The organism is Streptomyces sp. NPDC047043, from assembly GCF_040644055.1.
GTDB lineage: Bacteria > Actinomycetota > Actinomycetes > Streptomycetales > Streptomycetaceae > Streptomyces.
Map to the genome: position 1 here is coordinate 54,137 of NZ_JBEYVO010000044.1, position 24,744 is coordinate 78,880.

Sequence of the window (24,744 nt, forward strand, 5' to 3'; positions counted from 1 at the left end):
CCGGGCATGGGGCGGGGGGCCAACGTCAACGACGTCACCCAGAACCTGGCCCTGGTCGACGGCATCTCGCCCGCCGCGGGCCGCCCCGACTGGCCCGGCCGCAGGCCCGAAGCTCTGCTCGGTGACAAGGGCTACGACTCCAACGCCTACCGCGACGAGTTGCGTCGTCGGCGGATCCTGCCCGTCATCTCCCGCAAGGGATCGCAGAACATCCAGGGCATGGGCAAACTCCGCTATGTCGTCGAGCCGACGTTCGCCCTGCTTCACCGCTTCAAACGCCTCGCCGTGCGACGGCGCCAACTTCACGACGCCTTCGCCGCCCTCGCCTTCAGCCCCCACCGGCTGGCGAGGGCTTCGGCAGCCCAAGAACGACTGTCCGGAGTCAGGGGCGGCCAGGACATCAGCAGGCTGCTTCAGCACGTTGACACTCACGCGGAGGACCACCGCACCCTCGGGCGGGAGTCGACTTCGACAGCCTGCTGTGATCCGCCACCGATTTCCGCGACCAGTGGCTGGCGTTCTTCGGGAGCTCCTCCAAGATCGTGACCACCACCGCCTCAACCTGATCGACACCGATGGTGGGCGGCCGGACAGGCCGGGGCTCGTCAACAAAGCCGTCCAGGCGGTCGGCGATAGACCGCCGCCGCCATTTGCGGACCGCGTCAACGGTCACCCACAGCTCCCGGGCGACCGCAACGATGGGTGGCACCTCCGTCCCCGCTCACGCCACTACAATCCGCCTCGCACGCAGAGCCAGGGCACTGGGCCGACGTCGCCCGACGCGTTCACCACTCCAACAAGGCCCGCACATCAGCGGACAGCAGTGACCGGGACCGCCTGGGCGCATCCGAAGCTGACGGACCTGCCCCAACCCCGTTTCTCTCGCTCGTCGCGTGTGGACCGGCCCGAGCCTGCCCCGAGTCGCCCTTCCGATGGCACCCACGATCCCGGGCCCTTCGGCCCGCCCCCGATCCGACGCTAGTGGCCGCGCGCGGGCAGCCCGCACGTCTCCAACACCTTGCCGTCGTAGCCGATGCCGACGACCTGGGGCGGGCGGACCAATCCGTCGGCACCGACCGCCGGCTCCCGGCGGACCGGGTCGCTGTCGATCAGCGACTCGTAGTACGTGTTGTTGGGGATGGCCACGCCGAGGTGAGCGCTGATCGGGCCCGGGCTGTGGACCTCGGCCCGCAGGTGGAATGCCTCGGCGAGGTGGGCCGTACGCAGGGCGCCCGTGATGCCACCGCGCAGGTGCCAGCTGGTGCGGACCATGGTGGCGCAGCCCGAGGCGATGAAGTCGGCGGTGTTCATGTGCGCGCCGTCCGAGCACTCACCGACCAGCAACGGTGTGCGCACCCGCTCGCCGAGCCACTTGTGCGCGGTGACGTTGAACTCGCGCATGGGCTCCTCGTACCAGAGGTATCCGGAGTCGTCGAGGGCCCGGCCGAGGTAGACGGCGTCAGCGAGGTCGAAGCCGGCCGAGCCGTCGTACATCAGGGGGATGTCGTCGCCCACGTGTTCGCGCAGGGCCGTCACCAGGCGGGCATCACGTCGGGCGTCGCCCCAGGCGTGCAGCTTGATAGCGGGGTAACCGAGGTCGAGGCACTGGTCGGCGACGTGCAGGTACTGCTCGATGCTGTCGAAGGTGACGGTGGAGGCGTACGCGGGGACGGCGTGGCGGAAGCCTCCCAGCATCCGGTACAGGGGCAGTCCCGCGGCCTGGGCCGCGATGTCCCACAGGGCGATGTCGACGGCCCCGAGGACGTAGATCGGCATCTCCTCGACGCGGTCGAGCTCCCACACCCGATGCCAGAGGAACTCGCGCATCAGGGCGTCGGCGCCGAGCAGTTCCTCGCGCAGCCGTCGCTCGACGATGTCGGCGAGGATCGCTCCGCGGGCGACCGGCGAGATCCCGCTGATGCCCTCGTCGGTGCCGATCACGAGGTAACCGGTGGTGTTGACGCGCTCCGAGCCGGGCAGTCCGTCTCGCCACTTGAACTGGGGTCCGATGTCCTTCGGGTCTGCGAGATGGACATCGACGCTGGTGATGCGCACGGTGCGGGTCCTTTCGGCGGGTGGGCGGCGATCGCGCTCAGAAACTAAATTTAAAATCTCAGATCTCAAATCTCTTGTCGGACAGTAGGTGTCGTGCTTCCCTTGCGTCAATCCCCCCAGATCCATCGCTCACCGGGCCAGACGTCGCCCCACGAGCAGACACAGCTCCCCCACCCGAGCCGTCCGTCCCTTCCCTCCCTGCGAGGTCACCCGTGAGAAGAACTCCGCTCCGCGCTGCCGTGCTGGTCGCCGCGCTCGCCCTCTCCGCCGCCTGCGGCGACGCCACGCCCCCGGACCAGTCGACGGCCCCTGACGCGGCCGCGTTCAAGCCCGTCAAGCAGGAGCCCGGCAGCACCCTGACCGTCTGGGCCGACTCCACCCGGCAGCCGGCCGTGGAGGCCTACCGCAAGGCGCACCCCGACGTGAAGATCGACCTGGTCACCTACAGCGGCCAGGACAGCGACCTGCGTACCAAGATCCAGCTGTTCGACCGCTCCGGCAGCGGCTGGCCGGACGTCGTCTTCTCGACCTCGCTGACCACGGCCTCCTGGACGAGCACCGGCGCGCACCCCTACGCCGCCCCGCTCAACAAGGGACTGCTGCCCGAGGCGACCATCTCCGGTTTCTCCAAGGGCGCGCTCGACCCCTGCACTTCCGCAGGCACCGTCCACTGCCTGCGCAACGACGTCGCCCCGACCCTGCTCTGGTACGACAAGAAGCTGATGACCAAGTGGGGTTACCAGGTGCCCACAACCTGGGAGGAGTACCAGAAGCTGGGCGAGAAGGTCGCCAAGGAGCACCCGGGCTACCTGGTCGGCTCCGTCGACGTCGCCCCGAACACCTACCTGTGGCCCAGCCGTTGTCCGGCCGAGGGACTCGCCGGACCGAAGGAGATCCACGTCGATCTCACGGACCCGAAGTGCACCCGCATGACCAGGATGCTCGACACACTGCTGAAGTCCGGTTCCCTCACGGCTGAGAGCCCCTGGGACGCCTCGTTCGCCAAGACGAAAGCGGACAAGGTGCTGATGATGCCCGGTCCGACCTGGTACGGCCAGTACCTGTTCGCGGGCCCGCTGAAGGTCCCGGCCGGCCGGATGGCCGCGGCGGCTCCGCTGAAGTGGTCCGACGACGACCGGACCTACACCGGCGACTACGGCGGCGGCGTATGGCTCGTCTCCTCCCACAGCAGGAACCTCAAGGGCGCCTCCGGCCTGGTGAAGTGGCTGACGACCGACAACTCCGTCCAGGTGGTCAACCCGGGTTTCCCGGCATTCACGAAGGCCGCCGAGGCCTGGCTGGTGAACCCGAAGAACACCTCGTACTTCGCCGGTGACGTGGCCCCGGTTTTCCAGCAGGCCTCCGCCCAGATCTGGCCCGGCTGGACCGACACCACCGAGTTCAACGTGACCGAGCTGTACAAGTCGACCGTCCTGTCGAAGGTGACCCAGGGCGCCACGATCACCTCGCTGCTGCCTGATCTGCAGCAGGCGATCGAGGACAAGGCCTCGTCGCTCGGATACAAGGTGAAGTGACACCATGCAACTGACAACCGTCCCCGCCCGCCGCGGCAGCGGCGAGCGGGCGCCCGGCCCCCGCTCGGGGCTCTCCGGCCGGGCCGGCTACCTCTTCGTCAGCGGCTACACCGTCCTGCTGATCGCCTTCGGGGTCCTGCCGGCCGCGTACGCGCTCTGGCTGGCGCTGTCGAACAGCCGTCACCAGCTCGTCGGCCTCGGTAACTTCACCCGCACCTTCGCCGACTACCGCTTCGCCTCCGCACTGGGCAACGTACTGCTGTACGTCACCGTCTGGCTGGTCTCGCTGACCGTCCTGGTCCTGGCCGCGGCCCTGATGCTGCACGGCCGGATGCCGCGCACCGGCAAGGTGCTGCGGTTCGTCTACTACGTCCCCGGGGCGCTGGCGGGCGCGGCCAGTGTGGTGCTGTGGCTGATCATGCTCGACCCGGCCGTCAGCCCCGCCGGCTTCCTCCTGCGGGCGATGGGCCAGGACTCCCTGCCCACGGTCATCCTCCCGGAGCACCTGCCGGTCGTGTTCGCCGTCATCGCCTTCTGGACCGGCGCCGGCGGCTGGATCATCGTCATGTACGGGGCGCTCAACAACATCCCGGCCGAGCTCCTGGAAGCCGCCCGCATGGACGGCGCCGGTGTGCTGCAGACCGTGCTGCGGATCCAGCTGCCGATGCTGCGGAAGTGGATCACCTACATGGTCATCCTCGCCTTCGCGGGCGGCACCCAGCTGTTCGTGGAGCCGCAACTGGTCACCACGGCGAGCCAGCGGATGGTCTCCGACTCCTGGTCGCTGAACCAACTCAGCCTCCAGTACGCCTTCCAGGCCGACGACTTCAACGGCGCCGCCGCCCTGTCGGTGGACCTGCTGCTCATCGGTGTGATCGCCGCGGCGGCCGTGGTCTTCCGCGGCGGTCTGTTCGAGAGGGACTGATGCCCTGTGTCCGTCATCGACTCCCCGCCCGTCCGCAGCGTGCCGGCGGCCCCTGCCGGGCCGTCCGCCGGCCGCCGCCGGATCACGGCCCGCTCGGCCGCGGCACGCGGTCTGTGGTGGCTCTGCTCGACGGGTTTCGTGGTGTTCTTCGCGGTGCCGATCGTGTGGCTGGTGCTGGCCCCCACCAAGTCCGACGCCCAGATCATCGGCGGCAACCCCTTCGCCCTGGGCTCGCTCGACGGCCTGGCCCGCACCTGGCACAAGCTGTACGGCTACCAGGACGGGGCCGTCCTCACCTGGATCAGGAACTCCACCGTCTACTCGTTCGGCGCGCTCGCCCTGACCCTGGCCACCTCGGTCCCTGCGGGCTACGCCCTCGCGCTCACACAGTTCGTCGGTCGGAAGCTGCTCCTGACCATCACGCTGATCGTGATGATCATGCCCGCGTCGGTCCTGGTGCTCCCCATCTACCTGGAGGTCAACGCCGTCCATCTGACCGGGACGATCTGGTCGGTGGTCTTGCCGCTCGCGTTCTTCCCGTTCGGGGTCTACCTCACCTACATCTACTTCTCGTCTACCATCCCGGCGGACGTCCTCGCCGCGGCCCGCATGGACGGCTGCGGCGAGTGGCAGGTGTTCACCCGGATCGCGCTGCCGCTGGCCCGGCCGGTGATCGCGCTGGTCGGCTTCTTCAGCTTCGTCGGCAGCTGGAACAACTTCTTCCTGCCGTTCGTGATGCTGCCGTCCAGCTCGCAGTACCCGGCCCAGGTGGGCCTGAGCAATCTGCTGGCCTCCTCCCAGATCGTCTATCCGGCGGCCGCGAGCGGCATGGGCCGCCCCGAACTCGCCCTCGCCGCCCTGGTGACGATCCTCCCGGTGCTGCTGGTGTTCCTCTTCTCGCAGCGTTCCCTCGTCTCCGGAATGCTCGCGGGTGCCTCGAAGGAATGACCGCCCGAGCAGGACAGAACCCCTCTTGGAAATCCCAAATCCGGAATCTATTGTGGGTGTGGGACGGTCGCGCCCCGCCGGTGCGCCGCGGATCCAGAAGAGCGAAGAGTCCATGACACAGCCGGTCAATCAGCGAAGCAGCGAGCAGATCGCCCGCAGGCCCCGAGTGGCGGACGAGGTCCGCGACGGCCTGCGCCGGCTCCTGCTGGCGCGGGAACTCCTCCCGGGCGACAGGTTGCTCGTCTCCGACCTCGCGCAGCGGTTCGGGGTCTCCCCGACACCGGTGCGCGAGGCTCTCTCCCTGCTGGAGGGCGAGGGCCTGGTGGCCAAGCGGCCGCGTCAGGGATACGTCGTGGGTGACCTGCTGGACCACTCCACGCTGCAGAGTCTCTACGCCGTACGGCTCCGTCTGGAACCCTGGGCGGCAGGGCAGGCTGCGGAGCACGCCACCGTCGAACAGCTGGACGGGCTCGAGACGATGTGCGGCGCGCCGCCCGCGCCCTCCGGCGCAACGTCCTATCACGACTACGGCGGTGTGCAGGACGAGGACCTCACCTTCCACGGCATGGTCGCCGACGCCTCCGGGAACGTCGTCCTCGGGGACGTGCTGCGCCGGCTCGCTCCCAAGTTGCGCCAGTTCCACGCCTACCACCAGGCCGGCGCAACCGAACTGGCCTGGCAGGAACACCGCGCCGTGGCCGAGGCGATCGCACGGGGCGACGCCGTCGCGGCCGAAGCCGCGATGACCGCCCACCTCCAGGCGGCGCTGGAACGAATCCGCTCCGCCATCGCCCCCTGACAGCCTGCTCGCCCGCGGTGAGCCGGCGAGCGGCCGGAACCATCGTCACCACCCTGGCACTGACATCGGCCCCCGGGGCGAGCACCGGCGCGCCTCCCTTCCCTACCGAACCGAATCCCCTGTTCCGATCCCGTCCCGAGGCCATACCTCCGGACCTTCTGGAGGTACCCCATGAAGCTTCTGCGCGTCGGCCCGCCCGGCGGGGAAACCCCCGTCGTCATCGCACCGGACGGCCGGACATACTCCCTGACGTCCCTGACCGACGACATCGACGGGGCCTTCCTCGCCGCAAACGGGACGGCCCGGGTACGCGAGGCCCTGGCCGCCAACGCACTTCCGGAGACCGACACCACCGGGCTGCGGACCGGCGCACCCGTCGCCCGCCCGGGCAAGATCATCTGCATCGGGCTGAACTACCGCGACCACGCGGAGGAGACCGGTGCGCCGATCCCGCCTCGTCCAGTGGTGTTCATGAAGGCTCCGTCCACCGTGGTCGGCCCTTATGACGAGGTCCTGATCCCCCGCAAGTCGGTGAAGACGGACTGGGAGGTGGAGCTGGCCGTCGTGATCGGGCGGCCCGCCCGCTACCTGGACTCCCCCGAGGAATCCGCGGACGTCATCGCCGGGTACGCGATCAGCCACGACGTCTCCGAGCGTGAGTTCCAGCTGGAGTACTCGGGCCAGTGGGACCTCGGCAAGTCGTGCGAGACCTTCAACCCCCTCGGCCCCTGGCTGGTCACCGCCGACGAGATCACCGACCCTCAGGCGCTGGGCCTGCGGCTGTCCGTCAACGGGGAGCGGCACCAGGACGGCAACACCAAGAACATGATCTTCGACGTGGCGTACATCGTCTGGTATCTGAGCCAGTACATGGTCCTGGAGCCCGGTGACGTGATCAACACCGGCACCCCTGCGGGCGTCGCCCTCGGTCTGCCCGGCACACCGTTCCTGCGCTCCGGCGATGTCGTCGAACTGACCGTGGACGGCCTGGGCACCCAGCGCCAGACCTTCGCGCAGGCCTGAGAGGGAGGACTCCATGACCACGCCGACCACCATCCCCCACGGCCCCGGCCACCCCGCCGCGCCCATCGAGCCGGGCCCTGTCACGGCCGCCGCCATGGGGGTGCGCGCATGACCGACCTCGACGGACTGCGGGCGATCGTCACCGGCGGAGCCTCCGGCATCGGACGCGCCGCGGTCGAGGAACTCACCGGGCGCGGTGCGGTGGTCGCCGTGCTGGACCTCGATCCGGGCGACGCCGTCCACGGGTTCCGGGCCGATGTGAGTGACGACGCGTCGGTGCGTACGGCGGTGGAGGCCGCGGCCTCTGCCCTGGGCGGGATCGACATCCTGGTCAACAACGCGGGCATCGGCGCGACCGGAACAGTGGAGGACAACACGGACGAGCAGTGGCATCAGGTCCTGGACGTCAACGTGCTGGGCGTGGTGCGCACGACCCGTGCCGCTCTCCCCCATCTGCGCCGATCGCGACACGCGGCCGTCGTCAACACCTGCTCGATCGTAGCGACCGCCGGACTTCCGCAGCGTGCCCTGTACTCCGCGAGCAAGGGCGCGGTGCTCTCGCTCACCCTGGCGATGGCCGCGGACCACGTACGGGAGGGCGTCCGGGTCAACTGTGTCAATCCGGGCACCGTCGACACCCCGTGGGTCGCCCGGCTCCTCGGCTCGGCGGCCGACCCGGAAGCCGAGCGCGCCGCGCTGAACGCCCGTCAGCCCACCGGGCGCCTGGTCACCGCCCGTGAAGTCGCCGCGGCCATCGCGTACTTGGCCGGCCCCGCCGCAGCTTCCGTCACCGGGGTCGCGCTGGCCGTCGACGGCGGCATGGCGGGCCTGCGGCTACGACCGACCGGAAGCTGACGGCCCTGCCATGGCAGAGACGGGACAGATCAGGCGCAGACGGCTCGGCCGCGGCGGCGCCTGGGTCGGCGAACTGGCCTTCGGCGCCGCCGGAATCGGCAACCTGCTTACCCCGGTGAGCGACCAGGAGGCGGCCGAGGCCCTGGCCGTGGCCTGGGAGTCGGGCATCCGCTCCTTCGACACCGCTCCGCACTACGGGCTCGGGCTCTCGGAGCGCCGCCTCGGTGCCGCGCTCCGCGACCGGCCCCGGGCGGACTACAGCGTCTCCACCAAGGTCGGCCGTCTGCTGGAACCCGTGGCCGAGGTGGCGGGCGACGACCTCGCCAACGGCTTCGCCGTCCCCGCGACCCACCGGCGGGTGTGGGACTTCAGCGCCGACGGCGTACGACGCAGCCTTGAATCCAGTCTGGAACGGCTCGGCCTGGACCACGTGGACACCGTCTACCTGCACGACCCCGACGACCACACCGAGCAGGCCCTCACCGAGGCGTACCCGGCGCTGGAGCGCCTCCGTGGCGAGGGGTTGGTGAAGGCCGTCGGCATCGGCATGAACCAGACCGCCGTCCCCGCACGCTTCGTCCGCGAGACCGACATCGACGTCGTGCTGCTGGCGGGCCGCTACTCCCTGATCGACCCGAGCGGTCTCGCGGACCTGTTGCCGGAGGCTCATCGGCGCGGCACCTCGGTCATCGTCGGGGGCGTCTTCAACTCCGGCCTGCTGGCCGCTCCCTCGCCCGGCATCACCTACGACTACGCGCCCGTGCCGGAGGAGTTGCTGCGGCAGGCGATGCGGCTCCAGGAGGTCTGCGAGCGGCACGGGCTGCCGCTCCGGGCCGCCGCCGCGCGTTTCCCCCTCGGGCACCCGGCCGTCACCGCGGTGCTGATCGGACTGCGCAGCGCTCAGCAGGTCCGGGACGCCGTCGAGCAGTTCCGTCGGCCGGTTCCGGACGCTCTCTGGCACGAACTGCGCACAGCCGGGCTGCTGGGGCCCGACGTACCCGTGCCGGGCGAGGCCGACGGATGTGCGCCGGGTGCCCATGGGGGAAGCCTCCGAAGCCCGTAGGGGCGGCTCGGCCACCGACGGAACGCAGATACGACAACGGCCCCGTCCGCGACGCGGACGGGGCCGGAATCCGTCACACGGACACGATCTGCCACTGTTGCCGCTCTGCACGGGTGTAGGTCCACTGGTTGACGGCCGCTCCGTCCGCCGTCGATCCGTTGTCGACGTTGAGGGCGAGCCCGGAGAGCCTGTTGGTGAGGTAGAAATAGCCGTCGCCGGTCGGGGTCACCGCCCAGTGCTGCTGCGGAACGCTGTCGTCCGACCAGATGTCGGCCTTCCCGCCGTTCACCCGCGAGAGCCCGCCCACCTCCAGGACCTTGCCGCTGCTCGCACTCCGGACGGTGTAGTAGCCGTCGCCGGTGGAGACGAAGGTCCACTTCTGGTTCGCCTGGTTCCGCCAGGGCTGCTGGCGCACTTCGGTGCCGTTGGCGGTGCCGTCGGCGAGGACGTCGGCCACCTTGCCGCTGGCGCGGTTGACCAGCTGGTACACCGTCGAATCGCCCGGCAGCACCCGCGACACCAGGGCCGGCTTCTTCCTCCTGCCGCCGATCCGCACGCCGCCCATGTTCGTGTAGCCGCCCGTGCCCTCCTCGGCCTCGATCCGCACGTACCCGACGTTGCGGGGGCTCCACTCGACTACCTTCAGGGCCATGCTCCCGGCCCAGATGCCGTCGGCCACCTGCGTGAAGCGGCTGCCGTCGGTGCTGGTGGAGATCTTGTACGAGATGATGTCGCCGTCGGTGGAGTTGTTGCGGCCCCACTGCTTGGGCAGGTACTCCAGCGTGGACACGTTGCTCCAGACCCCGCCGAGATCGATGGTGATCGAGTGCGGCAGGTTCAGGCTCCACGTCGACCAGCAGGTCTCGAAGTTCCGGTCGCTGAGTCCGTCGATGGCGTTCATCGGGCCCTCGCCGTCGTGGAAACCGGTGGCGTAGGCGCTGACGGGTGTCACCGGGTGCTCGGCGCGCGGCGTCTGCGCGGGGAGCGGCGGGCGGGACTTGTCGGGCCGCCAGGCGTCCCCGACCTCGGCCAGCCTCTTGACGATGTTGTCGTCGAGTCGGCCGTCGCGGTTGGGCGGGCAGTTGAGGATGAACGAGGTGTACTTCGGCTCCAGGTCGACCAGATGGGACAGGATCGACACCTTGCTGATGGGGTTGGTGGTCGGCGTCGAGGGGTGCCAGAACCAGCCGTTGCTGATCGTCTGCCCCTGCAGTGCGGCGTGGGTGTTCCCCTCCGGCGCGGTGATACCCAGAGGCTCCTCGAAGTAGATGGCGTCACCGAGGAACGGCACGGACAGTCCGCCGTGGTCGATCATGACGATGTCCGGCTGGAGGGACTTCACGTGTTCGCGGATGCGCTGGTACGAGACGGCCTGCTGTCCCATCTGCCAGGCGTAGCCGTCGGTGACGAACATGTCGATGGTGCCGTAGCCGGTGAGCAGTTCGGTGATCTGGTTCAGTATGTAGGTCAGGTCACCGGGCACGATGGTCTGGTCCGCGCCCACCCCGTGCCGGGTGTCGTAGCCCTGGACGTTGTACGACCGGTCCCAGATCGAGAAGTACAGGCCGACACGGAGCCCCTCGGCCCGGAAGGCCTTCACGTACTGGTCGACAATGTCCCGCCGGTATCCGCTGTTGGCGACGTTGTACTTGTTGTACTTGGTCGGCCAGAGGCAGAAGCCGTCGTGGTGCTTGGTGGTGAGCACGCCGTAGCTCATCCGCGCCGCCTTGGCGGCCTTGGCCCACTGCACGCAGTCCACCTGGGACGGAGCGAACTGGGCGGGGTTCTGGTTGGGCGCTGCCCACTCCTCGTCGGTGAACGTCCCCATGTTGAAGTGGTTGAACATGCCGAACCGCAGGTCGGCCAGTCTTCTCAGCGCGCTGCCCGGCTTTTCGGCGGCCTGGGCCGTGGAGGTGGAGAAAGCGGGCAGCGCCGCCGCCGCGGCGGTGACGCCGCCGGCGGTCAGGACGGAACGGCGGGACGGACTTCCTGACGGCATGGTCTGGCTCCTGAGCTCGGAGGGGTACGGCGCCCGGCACCGGAGGTCGCGCCTCCGGGGCATCGGTGCATGGTGCGGCCGTGGGGTGTTCCTCCCGGTCCACGGACCATGTGGAGCCGCCCGTCGAACAGATGACGGCCCGCGGTGCCGACGACTGCACGCCGACGCGGGACGTCATCTCGGCAACGGTGCGGGCGTCGCCGGATGTACGGCATGAACCTCTTGCATGTAACCGGACCATGTCAACTGTCTTGCTGGGATGAAAAGCGTTTCGGATGATGCATTTGAAGGCTTGCATCCCATTTCTTCCGCTATTTTTCTTTCAGGCATCCCATGTCTGTAGGCCTTGCGGAGATGAGGCCCATCCCGCCGCCGGTCAGGCGAGCCAGAGGTTTCCGTACCGGTAGTACGGCATGCCGCCGACCTCGGGCTCGGCACCGGAGACACCCCGGGAGGCGTCGAGGATGTCGACGTAGGCGGGGATGATGAAGGTGCCCCGCTCGAACTGGATCTCCTGCATCCGGTGGATGAGTTCGGTGCGTCTGGCGTCGTCGGTCTGGCGGATCGCCTGCTTGAAGAGGCTGTCGTACTCGGCGTCGTGGAAGTGCGTCGAGTTGGCGGTCGAGCCGGGGCCGTCGGTGTACGTCGCGGAGATCAGGATGTTCCCGGTGGAGGGGATGTTGGCCGCGAAGGGGAAGTTGAGGCCCTGGCTGCCGAAGAAGGTGCCGGGGTCGACCTTGTCCACATGAACCGTCACCCCGGCGGCCTTGGCCTGTTCGGCGAAGACCTCGGCGCCGCTGATCATGCCGGACAGCAGGTCGCTGGTGGTCAACCGGACCTCCAGGCCGCTGCCGTGCCCCGCCTGTCTGAGCAGCGACCGCGCCTTGTCCAGATCCTGGTGACGCTGCGGCAGGGCGTGGTCGAAGGCGGGGTCCTGCCACGCGAACAGGTCGTTGGCGACGGTCGCGTAGCCGAGGACCGACGACTTGATCAGCGCGGGCCGGTCGACGATCAGCCGGAACGCCTCGCGGACCCGGTTGTCGTCGAAGGGCGCGACGTCCGCCCGCATGCCGAACGCCTCGATGGCCGCCTTGGGCGACTTGACGACCCGTATGCCCGTCTGCCCCGACAGGGTGGCCGCCAGCGGATAAGGCACGCCGTCGACGATGTGGATCTGCCCGGTCTTGAGCGCGTTCAGCCGTGAGGTGTCGTCGGCGAAGTCGATGATGTGCAGTTCGTCGACGTACGGGTGGCCGGGGCGCCAGTAGTTCTCGAACCGGGTGAACACCGACTGCCGGCCGGGCTGGAAGCTCTGGTACTTGAACGGCCCGGTCCCCACCGGACGGTGGGGGTCGAAGTCGACCGGGACCACGTAGACGAACGTCGACATCGCCTCGGGCAGCGGTACGAAGCCCGAGGTCAGTGGGATACGGACGGTGCGGTCGTCGAGCTTCCGCAGCCCTTTGGGGTCGATCATCGCGAGGCTCCCCGCATAGGGGGACGCGATGGACGGGTCGAGGGTCCGCCGGATCGTGTGGATCAGGTCGTCGGCCGTCAGGGTCTTGCCGTTGTGGAACTCCACACCCTTCCTGAGCCGCACCGTCCACACGTCGGCCGTCGCGTTGGAGCTGTACTCCTCGGCCAGCCACTTCTGTATACGGTAGTCGGCGTCGGGGCTCCAGACGTTGTCGAACAGTGCCCCCGCCCTCGCGGTGTCCAGGGCGTTCATGCCCTTCGCGGGGTCGAGGGTGTCGCTGAAGCTGCCTCCGGTCATGCCGTGCCGCAGCACACCGCCACGTTTGGGGGCACCGTAGCGGAGCTTCTCCTTTCCGGCCCCCGGCTCGGACTTCCCGGGCTGTACTCCGCCACAGGCGGTCAGCGCCGCTCCGCCGAGCAGCGCTGCCCCGCCGAGAGCGCCGTACCTGAGCAGCTCACGGCGGTTCGGGAACGACTCTCCGGTCCGCACATCGGTCATCTGGGCTCCTTCAACGAAGAACTGTCTGCCGGTACGTCGGGACCACCGGAAACGGCCGGGGCGTCGACGAGCGAGAGGGAGTCGCGGATCAGCGTCATGGTGTAGGGGGTCGTGGCGTGGTCGAGGATCCCGTGCACCGGACCGACCTCCGCGAGCCTGCCGTTGTGCAGCACGGCCACCCGGTCGGCGATCTGCCGGACGACGGCGAGGTTGTGCGTGACGAAGAGCATGGTCAACTGCTGCTCCGCCTGGAGCCGTCCGAGCAGTTCGAGGATCGAGGCCTGCACCGACACGTCCAGTGCCGACGTGATCTCGTCGCAGATCATCAGCGTCGGCCGGCAGGCGACGGCCCGTGCGATCGCCGCTCGCTGCCGCTCACCGCCGGAGAGGTCACGGGGCAACCGCTCGGCCAGACCGGGAGAGAGCGAGACCAATGAGAGCGCCTCCCGAGCCTGTGCGCGGGCCTCCTCCTCGGAGACACCGAAGAAGTGCCGGATCGGGGCCACGACGCTGCTGATCACGGTGCGCCGCGGGTTCAGCGCACGGTCCGGGCTCTGGAAGACGTACTGGATGGTGCGCTGGCTCTGCCGGTCGCGCTCGTGCGCGTGCCTGGCCAGCTCCGCGCCCGCGTAGCGGACCGTACCCGTCCACTGTCCGGTGAGCCCGACCAGTGACCGGGACAGGGTGCTCTTGCCCGAACCGGACTCACCGACCAGCGCCAGGCACTCGCCCTGCCGGACGTCGAGGTCGACGTCGAAGAGCACCTGCGCCGAACCGTAGTGCGCGCTGAGGCCGCGAATCTCCAGCAGTGCCGGGGGAGCCTGGGCGGCGTCGGGGCCTTCGACCGAGGAGGCGAAGGCGGGCTGTGCGGACTGGGGCCCTTGTACCGGTTGCCAGCAGGCGACCTGGTGGGCGGGACCGATGTGGGTGACGGGCGGGTGCTCGTCCGCGCAGTGTTCGGTGGCGTGCCGGCAGCGGGGCGAGAAGGGGCACCCCGCGGGCCGGTCTCCGGGGCGCGGCGCGGTGCCGGGGAGCCGGCCCAGGATCCGACGGCCCGCGACGTCGGGGACGGCGGAGAGCAGGGCACCGGTGTAGGGGTGTGCGGGCGCCTCGAAGATGGCCTGCCGGGTGCCGACCTCCGCGATCCGGCCGCCGTACAGGACCAGCACCCGGTCCGCCAGGTGCCGTACGACGGCGAGGTCGTGCGTCACGTGCACCGCCGCGACCTTCCGGGAACGGCACTGTTCGCGCACGATCTCCAGGATCCGGGCCTGGGTGGTGACGTCCAGGCTGGTGGTCGGCTCGTCGAGCACGATCGCGGCGGGCCGCAGCAGGAAGGCCATCGCCAGCAGCACACGCTGCAGCTGTCCGCCGGAGAGCTGGTGCGGGAACCGGGCCAGGAAGCCCTCGTCGGAGGGAAGCCGCACGTCGGAGAGCGCCGACGCGACGGCGTCCGAGCGCTGCTGTGCCGAGAGGCCGGCGGCGTGCTCGCGCAGCACGTCGTGCAACTGCCAGCCGACCCGTCTGCCCGGGCTCAGCGCCGAGGCGGGGTCCTGAGGGACGTACGCGATGCGTGCCCCCCGCAACCTGCCGAGTTCGTCCGGTTTCAGCGCCAGCAGGTCGACGCCGTCGAGCAGGACGCTGCCGCCCGCGATCCGCGCCCCGCGCCGGGCGTGGCCCAGCAGTGCGGTGCCGATGGTGGTCTTTCCGCAGCCCGACTCGCCGACCAGTGCCACGATCTCGCCGGGCCGGACATCGAAGGAGACCCCCTGGACCACCGGTGTCCCGTCCGCGAGTTCCACCAGCAGGTCCCGTACCTCCAGGCCGCTGCTCATGAGGCGGTACTCCGTTCGACTCCGGTGAAGCTCCGTCCGACGCCTTCGGCGAGGGTGTTGGTGGCGATCGTGAACAGGGTGATCATGACGATCGGGGCCAGCACCGCGAGGGGCTGCACGGTCACCCCCGAGAAGTTCTCGGAGATCATCAACCCCCAGTCGGCGGCGGGTGGTTGGACGCCGAACCCGAGGAAGCTGATGCCGGCGACCAGACCGATCGACCAGGTCAGCAGGGCGCCCGCCTGGACCAGTACGGGGGTGAGGACGTTGGGCAGGACCTCCTGCAGGACGATGTCCCGCCGGGAGAACCCCATGGCACGCGCGCTCTCGACATGCTCCCGGCCCACCACCTCGAGCGTCAGCCCGCGTACCAGCCGCACCACCACGGGCAGGAAACTCAGCGCGGTGATCATCACGATGATCCACGGGTCGCGCCCGAGGAGGACGATGAACATCAGGACCATCACGATGTCGGGCAGGGCGAGCAGCACGTCCATCGACCACACGGTGGCCGCGTCGGTCCTGCGCCCCGAGTAGCCCGCGATCATCCCGACGGTGACGCCGACCACGAGGGTGATCGCGGTGGCGGCGAACGACATCCAGATCACCGACCGGCCGCCGCAGAGGATCCGGGACAGTACGTCCTCGCCGAGGAAGTCGCCGCCGAGCGGCATGTCCGGGCCCGGTGCCTGGAACGGCACGCCGACGATCGCGCTGGGTGAGTGCGGTGCCAGCCAGGGCCCGCAGACCCCGACCAGTACCATCAGCGTGGTACCGACCGCTCCGGACCTCGCCCCGCGGTCGGCGAGATACCTGGCCACCCAGCGGGACCTGCCGCGGCGCCGCGGCGCCGGCCGGGTGTCGCTCGCGACGGACGTCATCGCATGCCTCCAGAGGTACGCAGTCTCGGGGTGAGGAGCACGGTGAGCACGTCGGCCGCGATGTTGGCGACCACGATCCCGGCCGCGAAGACCATGCAGACGGCCTGGATGACGGGCAGGTCCCGGGTGGACTCGGCGTTCTGGAACAGCGTTCCGAGGCCCGGGTAGTTGAAGATCACCTCGACGATCACGATGCCGCCGAGCAGATAGCTGAGGGTCAGGGCCGAGGACTGGATGGCCGGGACCAGCGCGTTGGGCAGCGCGTGCCGCCACACGACGTTCCGCTCGGAGATTCCGCGCAGCCGTGCCATGGCCACGTACTCGGAGTCCAGTTCCTCGATCATCGCCGCCCGCGACAGCCGGATGGTGTAGGGGGCGGAGATGAGGGTCAGTGCCAGTGCCGGCAGCACGAGCTGCCGCACCTGGGTGAACGCCGACGCTCCCGGCGGAAGGATGGTGCTGGCGGGCAGGACCGTGAACACCGAGGTCGCGAAGAACAGGACCACTCCGGTGGCGATCACGAAGTCGGGCAGCGCCAGCAGGGTGAGCACGACGGGGCTCGTCACCCGGTCGGTGAACCGGTCGCGGCGCACCGCCAGCCAGGTCCCGATCACGATGGGCAGCGGGATGGCCACGGCCGCCGCGTACGTCATCAGGGCCAGCGAGTCCCGCAGACGGTCCGCGACCACGCTGCTCACCGGCCGGCCGGCGGCCAGTGACTGCCCGAGGTCTCCGGTCAGGACACCCCGAAGCCAGTGCCAGTACTGCTCCCACAGTGGCCGGTCCAGCCCCAACTGGTGGCGAAGACGTACGAGTTGCTCCGGCGTGGCGCGGCGCCCCAGGATGGCCTGCGCCGGGTCGGAGGGCAGTACCTGGGTGGCCAGAAAGACCAGCAGCGACACCACGAGCAGGACCACCACACCGCTCAGGACGCGCCTCAGCAGCCAGCCGCCCAGCCCCGACCCGCGCCACCGGCCGCCGGAAGCGTCCTCTCCTGTCCGTGCCATCAGCGTGCGCCGTCCGCGGGCGCCAGCGAGCCGTCGGGGCCGATCCGACGGACGGTGGCCACGACGGCGGCGACGATACGGTCGGCCTCGGCGTCCGTCAGGACCAGCGGGGGCACCAGGTTGACCGAGCCGTGGTAGTACATCGCCAGGACGCCGTAGTCGTCCCTGAGCACCGAGTCGATGACCTCCTCGCCGATCACCAGCTCCGCCCCGGTCGCCCGGTCCGAGGTCAGGTGCACCCCGAGCATCAGACCGCAGCCGCTGACGTAGTCCACGACCGGCACCGCCGCAAGTTCGGCGGCGAGCCGCTCCTTCATCCGCCGCCCGAGCTCCGCGGACCGCCCCACCAGGCCCTCCGCCTCGATCACGTCGAGGTTGGCGCAGGCGACCGCGCAGGCGACCGCGTGCCCGCCGTAGGTGCCGCCGCCCTCGGCACCGGTGATCGCCGTGGCCACCTCCGCGGAGAGCAGCAGCGCCGCCAGCGGCGCGTAACCGCTCGCGATGCCCTTGGCCACGACGATGATGTCCGGCTCGACTCCGTAGAGGTTGGCGGCGAACCAGTCACCGCAGCGTCCGAAGGCCGTCACGACCTCGTCGAACACCAGCAGGATGCCGTTGGCCCGGAGGACCTCGCTGACCCGAGGCCAGTAGTCCGCGGGCAGCTCGACCATGCCGGGACCGGCCATCACCGGCTCGGCGAAGAACGCGGCGATGTTCTCCGCGCCCAGTTCGTCGATGGTGCGCCGCAGCGCCTCGATGCAGTGGTCGGTCGGATCGGCCCCCTCGAAGCGGGCCGTGTTCTGCCGCAGCGGTGAGATCACCTGACGGACCCGGGGCAGCATCGGGCCCAGGCCCATGTCGGAGGTGAATCCCTGCAGGGCCGCCCCGGAGTAACAACGCCCGTGGAAACATCCCTCCAGGGACAGGACCCAGGTGCGATCCGGCTCGCCGCGCCGGGCGTGGTAGAGCCGGGCGAGCCGGAACGCGTCGTCGTCGGCCTCCGAGCCACAGCTGGCGAAGCGGACGCGTGCCATGTTCGCCGGAGCCTTCGCCAGCAGGCGTTCGGCGAGTTCGATGGCGGGCCTGTTGGTGAGGACCCCCTCCGTCGAGATGTGACCGAGCTGTTCGGCCTGCCGGCGTGCGGCCTGCGCGAGCTCTGCCCGGCCGTGTCCCACATGCGTCAGCCAGGCGGCGGACTCCCCGTCCAGGAAGGCGCGGCCGTCGCTGTCCCATACGGTGGCGCCCTCGCCTCGCACGATCACCGCGCGCTCGGTGACGGCGGCATCGAGCCACGGGTGCTGCACGACCGCGCGGTCGCGTTCGGCCCAGGTCGCGGGTGTGCTCACGATTGCCCCCTCAGGATCGATCCGTCGGGCCGGACCCTGGACAGGGCGCCCTGCAGTGCCGTGCCGAGGAACTCGGCCTGCGCTTCGGTGAGGACGAGCGGTGGTGCGATCGTGACGATGTTGGCGTGGACGCCGACGATCACGCCGTGGTCCTGACGGATGACCCGTTCGAGCAGTACCGGGTCCACCGGGCAGGGTTCCCCGGTCGCATGGTCCGCGACGAGTTCGACGGCGGCCAGCAGACCGAGGGCGCGGACGTCGCCCACGGCGTCCAGCCGCCGTAGGGGTGCGAGCGCCCTCGCCAGGTGGTGCCCCACCGCCTTGGCGTTGGCGACCAACGCCTCCTTGTCGATCACGTCCAGGACCGCGCCCGCCACCGCGCAGGCGGCGCCGTGGCCTCCGTAGGAGCCCCCGCTGTCGGCGCCGGCGAGCACCTCGGCGGCGCGCTCGCTGTAGAGGATCGCCGCGAGCGGCAGGTAGCCGCCGGCGATCCCGTTCGCGGTGATCACCAGGTCGGGCGCCAGACCGTGGTGCTCCGCCCCGAACCAGGTGCCGGTCCGTCCGAACCCGGTGACGACCTCGTCGAGCACCAGCGGAATGTCGAACTCGGCGAGCAGTGCGGTCACGCCGGACCACCAGCGCCGCGGCAGCGGGACGACCAGGTCCCGCGCGCCCAGGACGGGTTCGGCGAAGAAGGCGGCGACCCGGCTCGGGCCGACCGACTCGATGGTGGCGCGCAGCTCCCGCAGACAGTGCTCGACGGAGGTCCCCGCCGGATCGGACGGACGCTCGCGCGGCGCCGCCACCTGGACGAACCCCGGGAGTACGGGCCCGTACCCGGCGTCCTCACCCCAGCCGCGGAGCGCGGCCCCGGCAAGGGTCCGGCCGTGGTGGGAACCGGACACCGAGATGATCCAGTGCCGCTCGGGGTGCCCGCGTCGGTGCTGGAACTCGCGGATCAGCCGGACCGCCTCGTCGCACGCCTCGGACCCGCTGCTGAGGTAACTCACTTTTCGGATCCCGGCCGGCGCGTGAGCCACGATGCGCTCCGCCAGGGTGATGGCCGGCGGATTGGTGACGTTCCCGCCGGTCCCGAAGTGCTCCAGCGTCAGCATCTGCTCGGCCATGACGTCGGCGATCTCCGCGCGGCCGTGACCGATCTGGGTGAACCGTCCGCCGGCGTAAGCGTCCAGGTACTCCCGGCCGTCCATGTCGCGGACCTGACTGCCACGCGCCTCCACGATCACCAGGCGTTCGTCCGTCTCGTCGCCGATCGTGGGGTGCTGGATCACGGCGCGGTCCCGTGCGGCCCAGGCCGCAGCGCTGTCGATGGAGGTCTTCCCGGAATCATTTGATGGTGTAAGGATCGAGCGCCCTCCGGAGATCTTCCGCTCGGCGAGCCACCGGCACAGTGCCAGGACCTGACCGGTCAGCGGTGTCTTCCGGACAGACTGGCCCGTTCCCGGTTGCGGCAGTAGTGGTGGACCCGGAAGCGTGCGCCCACCGACAACTCAAGGACACCGGACGTCAAGTCAGAAGTGCCGCGAGGCAACGGCGCAGCAGTTGCGCCGACGAGGTGGGAGCGGGCGCGCGGTCCGGCTCCGCACGCCCGGGATTCCGTTTCCCCGGCCGGAGCGAGGTTCGTGTCCCCGTCGTGGTGTGGACGATCACGGTCCGTCGCTTCCCCTTCGGAGCCGTCCGGCACGTGCCGCCGCGCGCCGTCGTGCGAACACCGCTGGTCCCGGCTCGGGGAGCCTCAACTCGCCCTCCGGCGAAGGCGATTCGGGCCGCGTCCCGAGTGTTCCTCCAGCTTGACCGGCTACGGCGGGATGCCAGTGGAACCCTGTGCACTACGGCGACGGACTCGCCGGGCACACACCGGGAAGGGCCGGCGTCCGCGGACGCGCGTCCGACCCGGCATCAGGTGGTGCGCCGACGCCGGTCCTCCGTGGCGGGACGCTCCCCGCCGCCGCGATCGGACCACCGGGCCGCCACCCCCGGCCGTTCATCTTCCGTAAACCAAAAGGACTCCCCGAATGCACCCCCCATTCTCATCAGCCCTTCAGGAGCCGCTGGTTGCGTATGCGTCGCTGGCTGGTCCGCAGGAGAGCAAGGAGACACATGGTGTTCCGGTCGAAGGCAGCAGCGCCCAAGCATGCCCGGGCCCGTGGGGCACAGGCGCAGGAAGGCGACGGCAAGGTCGTCGAACGCGAGGATTCGGCTCCGCTGCACGTGGCCAGTCGCCTGCACGCGTTCAACCGCTTCGAGCTGAAGTATCTCGTACCGGTCGAGCAGGCTGCCGAGATCCGGGACGAACTGGCCGAACGGATGGACCGTGACCTGCACAGCCCGGTCGGCGGCTACGGGGTGTGGAGCCTGTACTACGACACCCCGCAGCTCCGCTTCTACTGGGAGAAGATCGAGGGACTGAAGTTCCGCCGCAAGCTGCGCATCCGTCACTACGGCGACCTCGACGGCGTGACCGACGAGTCGCCGGTGTGCGTGGAGATCAAGCAGCGGGTCAACCGGGTCACGCAGAAGCGCCGTATCACCCTCCCTTACCAGGTCGCGCGCAGACTGTGCGACGGCAAAGAGATGGTGGAGCACTCGCCGAGGGAGAGCGCGTTCATCCAGGAGGTGCTGGAGCTGATCGTGCGGCTGAATCTGCAGCCTACGGCGATCACCGGCTACCAGCGCGAAGCGCTGGTAGGACGCGACGCCGACACCGGGCTGCGGGTGACCTTCGACCGGCGCGTCCGCGGCCGGGACCGGGACTTCCACTTCGGTGTCTCCACACCGGAGAACCGGTTCACCATCCCCGCGCACCTGTCGGTGATGGAGATCAAGGTGAACGAGCGCACCCCGCACTGGATCACGGATCTCGCGGCCCGCCGGAACCTGAACCTCGTCCGGATCTCCAAGTACGTGCAGTCCATCGAGGCCTTCGGCCTGGCACCCCGGTCGGTCTTCCACGTCAACGAGGCGGACTACCCGCCCCCCACCCCCACAGGACAACCGCCGCAACACCAGCGGCCGGCGCCGGGCGCGCCGATGAAGGCAGGAGCACAGTGAACTTCGAACTACAGGAACTCAGCGGCACGTTCAGCGTGGCCGACGTGGTGGCGGCCATGGCGCTGTCGTTCATCCTGAGCACGGCGATCGGATACACCTACCGTTACACGCACCGCAACGTCTCCTACAGCCAGTCCTACGTCCAAACCCTGATCATCGTCGGCATGATCGTCGCGTTGATCATGCTCGTGGTCGGATCGAACCTGGCCCGGGCGTTCTCACTGGTCGGCGCGTTGTCCGTGATCCGTTTCCGAAACGCGATCAAGGAAACCAGGGACGTGGGCTTCGTCTTCATGGCCATGGCGATCGGCATGGCCTGCGGAGCCCGCTTCTACACCCTGGCCGCCGTCGGCGCCGTGGTCATCTGCACCGTCGTCATCGTCATGTTCAAGTTCAACTGGTTCGCGCTCAACGTCCAGCGGCAGGTCGTCAAGGTCCAGGTGCCGGCCGGGGAGAACTACACCCCCGCCATCACGGACGTGCTGATCAAGTACACCAGCGAGTTCGAGCTGGTGAGCACCGAGACGATCCGGGGCGGGGCGCTCACCGAGGTGTTCTACACCGTCCGCATGAAGAAGGGCACGGAGCCGGGCGACCTGGTCGCGGCCCTCCAGGCACGCACGTCCGGGCAACGCGTGACGGTCCTGACCGGCTACGACACGACCGACCTGTGATGGCGGGCCGTCCGAGGAGGCTGGGGCGACGGCTCCGCGACCGGCTTCCGGTCCGTCTGCGCCACCACTGGAGGCCGGCCGCCGCTCTGGGCGTCGGGCTCGCGTCGATGGTGTACTTCCTCGGCGACGCGCGTGTCACCCCCTATGTCACCTCCGCGTCGCAGGTGGAGTCCGACCCCGTCACGGAGAACGTCGAGGGCACGGTGGACCTGTACGACCGGACCGTGTCCCACTCGATCCAGCTCACGTACGACCAGAGCAGGTTCGAGGAGATGATGGAGGAGTTCCGCGACGAGGGCACCAAGGACTACATACAGGCCGACCTCGTCATCGACGGTGTCTATCTGGGAGACGTCGGGATCCGGTTGAAGGGGAACTCCACACTGATGTCCCTGCGTGGCACTTCGAACATGCCCGGTGGCGGCCGGACCATGCCGAATGCCGCGCAGGGCGCTCCGCAGGGCGCCGGTGACGCCGACGCGGGCCCGTCGGGCGAGGCGACAAACGCAACGGGCGGTCAGGACGGCGCCCGGGGCGCGGACGGCGGCACCGCTGGCACGGGCGGCGGCACCGGAGGCGGCGCGGGCGGCGGCAGGGGCGGCGGCATGGTGTCGTACAACCTGTCCGAGGACAAGCCCGAGGAACTGCCCTGGCTTGTCAAGATCGACGAGTACGTCGAGGGACGCGCCTATCAGGGCGAGCGGGAGATCTCGCTCAGGCCGGGCAGCGAGGCGCAGGTGCCGCTGAACGAGGCGCTCTCGCTGGCGTTGACCGAGGAGAGCGGCCAGGCGGCAGAGCGCTTCGGCTTCACATCCGTGCAGGTGAACAACCGGCCGGCCGTCACCCGCCTGATGGTGGAGAGCCCTGACACGGACTACGCCGAGGACCTGGGCAACGGAGTTCTCTACAAGGCGAAGGCCGGAGGCAGCTTCGCCTACAACGGCGATGACCCAACTGACTACGAGTCGTCGTTCAAGCAGCTGAACAAGAAGGGCAGTCAGGACCTCGAACCGGTCATGCGGCTCATCAAGTGGGTCAACAGCGCCTCCGACGAGGAGTTCGCGCGGGATCTCGACACGTACGTCGACGTCCAGTCGTTGGCCAACTACGTGGCCATGCAGAACCTCCTGATGAACGGCGACGACATGGCCGGCCCCGGCAAGAACTACCTGCTGTGGTACGACCTGGAGACAAAGAAGTTCTCCATCCTCGGCTGGGACTACAACCTCACCTTCAGCGGAGACGCCACAGCGGGGCCGGACGACACTTTCAGCATCGGAGGGGGCAGAGGAGGCAACGGCGAGCAGGGTGCTTCCGCGGGGAACGGCACGGCACCGGAGGCCGGGCAGGACGGCGCGGCGGGCGGAGCGCCCCAGGGCATTCCCTCCGGTGCTCCCCAGGGAATGCCCGGCGCAGCCGCAGGCGGTGGCCAGAACGGTGGCGGGGAGGGCCAGGACCGCACCGGCGGAGGCGGAGGCGGATTCTCTTCGGGACACATCCTGAAGGAACGGTTCCTGGAGTCCGACTCCTTGGACGATGTCTACAAGGACGCCTACCGCTCGCTCTACCAGAAGCTCTACGGATCGGGAGCCGCCGCGGACGCGCTGCAGACCATCTCCGAGGAGGCCCGCGCCGCCGGAGCCGACAGCGAAGACCTCGACACCGCGGCCTCGACCCTCGAACAGACCGTCACCCAGCGGACCGAGGCGCTCGCCAAGGACACGCAGGTGACCGGCTGAGACACCGGCGTCCCGGGCTTCCCGTCTGTCAGTCCCGCCCGGGACGCCGGCCCACGTCACCTTCCGGACCTCCGGGGTCCGTGCACCTGACGCGATCTCATCGGGCGTTCAGGGAGCGAGGGCCCCAGGCTCATGCCCCGCACAGAAACCGTGGATAGCATCGCGCCTCCGTCCCCGACCGGGCCCCCGGGCCCGGTCTGCCTACATGTCCGAGGTGAGTCGGAGCCGTGAGCCTGAAAGATGCCGCCCCGTCGACACCCGGTGCCCGCCACACCGTTCTGATCGTGGAGGACGACCTTGGTATCCGCGCCCTGCTCACGTCCGCCCTGCGCGCCGCGGGTTACGCGGTGGTGCCGGCCGGTACCGGGCAGGATGCCATGTTCGAAGCGGGCCGCCGCAGCCCGGACCTCATTCTGATGGACGTGATGCTCCCGGACACCGACGGGTTCGTGCTGACCCGGGAGTTACGGACGCTGGGTGCGTACACCCCTGTCCTGTTCCTCACCGCCCGAGGCGAGGTGGAGGACCGGATCGTCGGGCTCAGCTCCGGCGGTGACGACTACGTGACCAAGCCCTTCCACGTACAGGAGGTACTGCTGCGGATCCGAGCCATCCTGCGCCGGGGCAGCGCGCCCGCGTCCGCGTGGAGCCCTCGGCGGGAGCTGCGCTATGCCGATCTGATCCTGGACGAGGGCACACACGACGTACTGCGTGCCGATCGGCCGCTGAAACTGTCCCCCACCGAGTTCCGGCTGCTGACCTGTCTGCTCTCCCACCCCGAGCGCGTGCTGGAGAAGGCCGAGATCCTCAGGCTGGTGTGGAAGTACGACTTTGCGGGCGACACCCGCATCGTCGACACGTACGTGAAGAATCTCCGCCGCAAGATCGACCAGACACCGCCCGCTCTGATCCACACCGTCCGAGGGGTCGGCTACTGCCTGCGCCTGCCCCGCCAGGGAGCCGGGACGGCCACCCCGTGAGAATGCGGCTGCGACCGTCACGACCTCGTTCCC

Annotated in this window: 20 protein-coding genes and 1 pseudogene; 12 read left to right on the plus strand and 9 right to left on the minus strand. The window is 69.5% G+C overall.

Annotation, left to right across the window (positions count from 1 at the left end; all coding sequences use genetic code 11):
- The first annotated feature begins 6 nt into the window (after positions 1 to 6).
- A complete protein-coding gene (locus tag ABZ880_RS47265) occupies positions 7 to 546 on the plus strand; it encodes a transposase (protein WP_361277227.1) in 540 nt (179 codons plus the stop codon).
- Here the strand turns inward: ABZ880_RS47265 and ABZ880_RS47270 are convergent.
- A pseudogene (locus ABZ880_RS47270) lies at positions 521 to 709 on the minus strand (IS630 family transposase); the annotation flags it as partial. The gene ABZ880_RS47265 and the pseudogene ABZ880_RS47270 overlap by 26 nt on opposite strands.
- A 269-nt stretch (positions 710 to 978) precedes the next feature.
- The gene (locus ABZ880_RS47275; protein ID WP_361277228.1) at positions 979 to 2,055 is read right to left on the minus strand and encodes an enolase C-terminal domain-like protein; all 1,077 of its coding nucleotides are present in this window, start codon (positions 2,053 to 2,055) and stop codon (positions 979 to 981) included.
- Positions 2,056 to 2,267: 212 nt separating this feature from the next.
- Here ABZ880_RS47275 and ABZ880_RS47280 point away from each other — a divergent pair, with 212 nt between their 5' ends.
- The 7 genes from ABZ880_RS47280 (at position 2,268) to ABZ880_RS47310 (ending at position 9,203) form a co-directional block, all read left to right on the plus strand.
- A complete protein-coding gene (locus ABZ880_RS47280; RefSeq protein ID WP_361277229.1) occupies positions 2,268 to 3,590 on the plus strand; it encodes an ABC transporter substrate-binding protein in 1,323 nt (440 codons plus the stop codon).
- A gap of 4 nt (positions 3,591 to 3,594) precedes the next feature.
- Positions 3,595 to 4,515 carry a sugar ABC transporter permease gene (locus ABZ880_RS47285; protein WP_361277230.1) on the plus strand — a complete coding sequence of 307 codons (921 nt, stop codon included), beginning with the start codon at positions 3,595 to 3,597 and terminating at the stop codon, positions 4,513 to 4,515.
- An 81-nt stretch (positions 4,516 to 4,596) separates the two neighbouring features.
- The gene (locus tag ABZ880_RS47290; protein WP_361277261.1) at positions 4,597 to 5,463 is read left to right on the plus strand and encodes a carbohydrate ABC transporter permease; all 867 of its coding nucleotides are present in this window, start codon (positions 4,597 to 4,599) and stop codon (positions 5,461 to 5,463) included.
- Positions 5,464 to 5,575: 112 nt separating this feature from the next.
- Positions 5,576 to 6,262 (plus strand): GntR family transcriptional regulator, encoded by a 687-nt coding sequence (locus ABZ880_RS47295; RefSeq protein ID WP_361277231.1) that lies wholly within the window; start codon positions 5,576 to 5,578, stop codon positions 6,260 to 6,262.
- A gap of 171 nt (positions 6,263 to 6,433) precedes the next feature.
- Positions 6,434 to 7,285, plus strand: coding sequence for a fumarylacetoacetate hydrolase family protein (locus ABZ880_RS47300; protein WP_361277232.1), 852 nt, complete (start codon positions 6,434 to 6,436; stop codon positions 7,283 to 7,285).
- 108 nt (positions 7,286 to 7,393) lie between these two features.
- On the plus strand, positions 7,394 to 8,140 hold the full coding sequence (locus ABZ880_RS47305; protein WP_361277233.1) for an SDR family oxidoreductase: 747 nt from the start codon (positions 7,394 to 7,396) through the stop codon (positions 8,138 to 8,140).
- A gap of 10 nt (positions 8,141 to 8,150) precedes the next feature.
- On the plus strand, positions 8,151 to 9,203 hold the full coding sequence (locus ABZ880_RS47310) for an aldo/keto reductase (RefSeq protein ID WP_361277234.1): 1,053 nt from the start codon (positions 8,151 to 8,153) through the stop codon (positions 9,201 to 9,203).
- Between the two features lie 73 nt (positions 9,204 to 9,276).
- Here the strand turns inward: ABZ880_RS47310 and ABZ880_RS47315 are convergent, their stop codons facing one another.
- The 7 genes from ABZ880_RS47315 to ABZ880_RS47345 form a co-directional block, all read right to left on the minus strand.
- Positions 9,277 to 11,202: an alpha-L-fucosidase gene (locus ABZ880_RS47315; protein WP_361277235.1), complete on the minus strand. Its 1,926-nt coding sequence runs from the start codon at positions 11,200 to 11,202 to the stop codon at positions 9,277 to 9,279.
- Positions 11,203 to 11,578: 376 nt separating this feature from the next.
- Entirely contained in the window at positions 11,579 to 13,177 is a 1,599-nt protein-coding gene (locus ABZ880_RS47320; RefSeq protein WP_361277236.1) for an ABC transporter substrate-binding protein, read from the minus strand.
- Positions 13,174 to 15,012, minus strand: coding sequence for an ABC transporter ATP-binding protein (locus ABZ880_RS47325; RefSeq protein WP_361277237.1), 1,839 nt, complete (start codon positions 15,010 to 15,012; stop codon positions 13,174 to 13,176). Before ABZ880_RS47325 ends, ABZ880_RS47320 begins: the two co-directional genes overlap by 4 nt.
- A complete protein-coding gene (locus ABZ880_RS47330; protein WP_361277238.1) occupies positions 15,009 to 15,893 on the minus strand; it encodes an ABC transporter permease in 885 nt (294 codons plus the stop codon). The genes ABZ880_RS47325 and ABZ880_RS47330 overlap by 4 nt, the downstream gene beginning before the upstream one ends.
- Entirely contained in the window at positions 15,890 to 16,900 is a 1,011-nt protein-coding gene (locus ABZ880_RS47335) for an ABC transporter permease (protein ID WP_361277239.1), read from the minus strand. Before ABZ880_RS47335 ends, ABZ880_RS47330 begins: the two co-directional genes overlap by 4 nt.
- Complete coding sequence (locus ABZ880_RS47340) at positions 16,900 to 18,246, minus strand: aminotransferase class III-fold pyridoxal phosphate-dependent enzyme (protein WP_361277240.1); 1,347 nt, start codon at positions 18,244 to 18,246, stop codon at positions 16,900 to 16,902. The genes ABZ880_RS47335 and ABZ880_RS47340 overlap by 1 nt, the downstream gene beginning before the upstream one ends.
- The gene (locus ABZ880_RS47345) at positions 18,243 to 19,538 is read right to left on the minus strand and encodes an aminotransferase class III-fold pyridoxal phosphate-dependent enzyme (protein WP_361277241.1); all 1,296 of its coding nucleotides are present in this window, start codon (positions 19,536 to 19,538) and stop codon (positions 18,243 to 18,245) included. Before ABZ880_RS47345 ends, ABZ880_RS47340 begins: the two co-directional genes overlap by 4 nt.
- Before the next feature lie 940 nt (positions 19,539 to 20,478).
- Here ABZ880_RS47345 and ABZ880_RS47350 point away from each other — a divergent pair.
- The 4 genes from ABZ880_RS47350 to ABZ880_RS47365 all read left to right on the plus strand — a co-directional run bounded on the left by ABZ880_RS47350 (position 20,479) and on the right by ABZ880_RS47365 (position 24,711).
- Positions 20,479 to 21,318 carry a polyphosphate polymerase domain-containing protein gene (locus tag ABZ880_RS47350; RefSeq protein ID WP_361277262.1) on the plus strand — a complete coding sequence of 280 codons (840 nt, stop codon included), beginning with the start codon at positions 20,479 to 20,481 and terminating at the stop codon, positions 21,316 to 21,318.
- Positions 21,315 to 21,992, plus strand: a complete 678-nt coding sequence (locus tag ABZ880_RS47355) for a DUF4956 domain-containing protein (RefSeq protein ID WP_361277242.1) — start codon at positions 21,315 to 21,317, stop codon at positions 21,990 to 21,992. Before ABZ880_RS47350 ends, ABZ880_RS47355 begins: the two co-directional genes overlap by 4 nt.
- Positions 21,992 to 23,731 (plus strand): CotH kinase family protein, encoded by a 1,740-nt coding sequence (locus ABZ880_RS47360; protein ID WP_361277243.1) that lies wholly within the window; start codon positions 21,992 to 21,994, stop codon positions 23,729 to 23,731. The genes ABZ880_RS47355 and ABZ880_RS47360 overlap by 1 nt, the downstream gene beginning before the upstream one ends.
- A gap of 227 nt (positions 23,732 to 23,958) precedes the next feature.
- A complete protein-coding gene (locus tag ABZ880_RS47365) occupies positions 23,959 to 24,711 on the plus strand; it encodes a response regulator transcription factor (RefSeq protein ID WP_361277244.1) in 753 nt (250 codons plus the stop codon).
- Positions 24,712 to 24,744 lie beyond the last annotated feature (33 nt).

What these genes read in the sequence shown, in the direction of transcription:
- ABZ880_RS47265 (WP_361277227.1), top strand. Translation starts at nt 7, where the DNA reads ATGGGGCGGGGGGCCAACGTCAACGACGTCACCCAGAACCTGGCCCTG.
- ABZ880_RS47285 (WP_361277230.1), top strand. Translation starts at nt 3,595, where the DNA reads ATGCAACTGACAACCGTCCCCGCCCGCCGCGGCAGCGGCGAGCGGGCG.
- ABZ880_RS47295 (WP_361277231.1), top strand. Translation starts at nt 5,576, where the DNA reads ATGACACAGCCGGTCAATCAGCGAAGCAGCGAGCAGATCGCCCGCAGG.
- ABZ880_RS47300 (WP_361277232.1), top strand. Translation starts at nt 6,434, where the DNA reads ATGAAGCTTCTGCGCGTCGGCCCGCCCGGCGGGGAAACCCCCGTCGTC.
- ABZ880_RS47305 (WP_361277233.1), top strand. Translation starts at nt 7,394, where the DNA reads ATGACCGACCTCGACGGACTGCGGGCGATCGTCACCGGCGGAGCCTCC.
- ABZ880_RS47310 (WP_361277234.1), top strand. Translation starts at nt 8,151, where the DNA reads ATGGCAGAGACGGGACAGATCAGGCGCAGACGGCTCGGCCGCGGCGGC.
- ABZ880_RS47315 (WP_361277235.1), bottom strand. Translation starts at nt 11,202, where the DNA reads ATGCCGTCAGGAAGTCCGTCCCGCCGTTCCGTCCTGACCGCCGGCGGC.
- ABZ880_RS47320 (WP_361277236.1), bottom strand. Translation starts at nt 13,177, where the DNA reads ATGACCGATGTGCGGACCGGAGAGTCGTTCCCGAACCGCCGTGAGCTG.
- ABZ880_RS47325 (WP_361277237.1), bottom strand. Translation starts at nt 15,012, where the DNA reads ATGAGCAGCGGCCTGGAGGTACGGGACCTGCTGGTGGAACTCGCGGAC.
- ABZ880_RS47330 (WP_361277238.1), bottom strand. Translation starts at nt 15,893, where the DNA reads ATGACGTCCGTCGCGAGCGACACCCGGCCGGCGCCGCGGCGCCGCGGC.
- ABZ880_RS47335 (WP_361277239.1), bottom strand. Translation starts at nt 16,900, where the DNA reads ATGGCACGGACAGGAGAGGACGCTTCCGGCGGCCGGTGGCGCGGGTCG.
- ABZ880_RS47360 (WP_361277243.1), top strand. Translation starts at nt 21,992, where the DNA reads ATGGCGGGCCGTCCGAGGAGGCTGGGGCGACGGCTCCGCGACCGGCTT.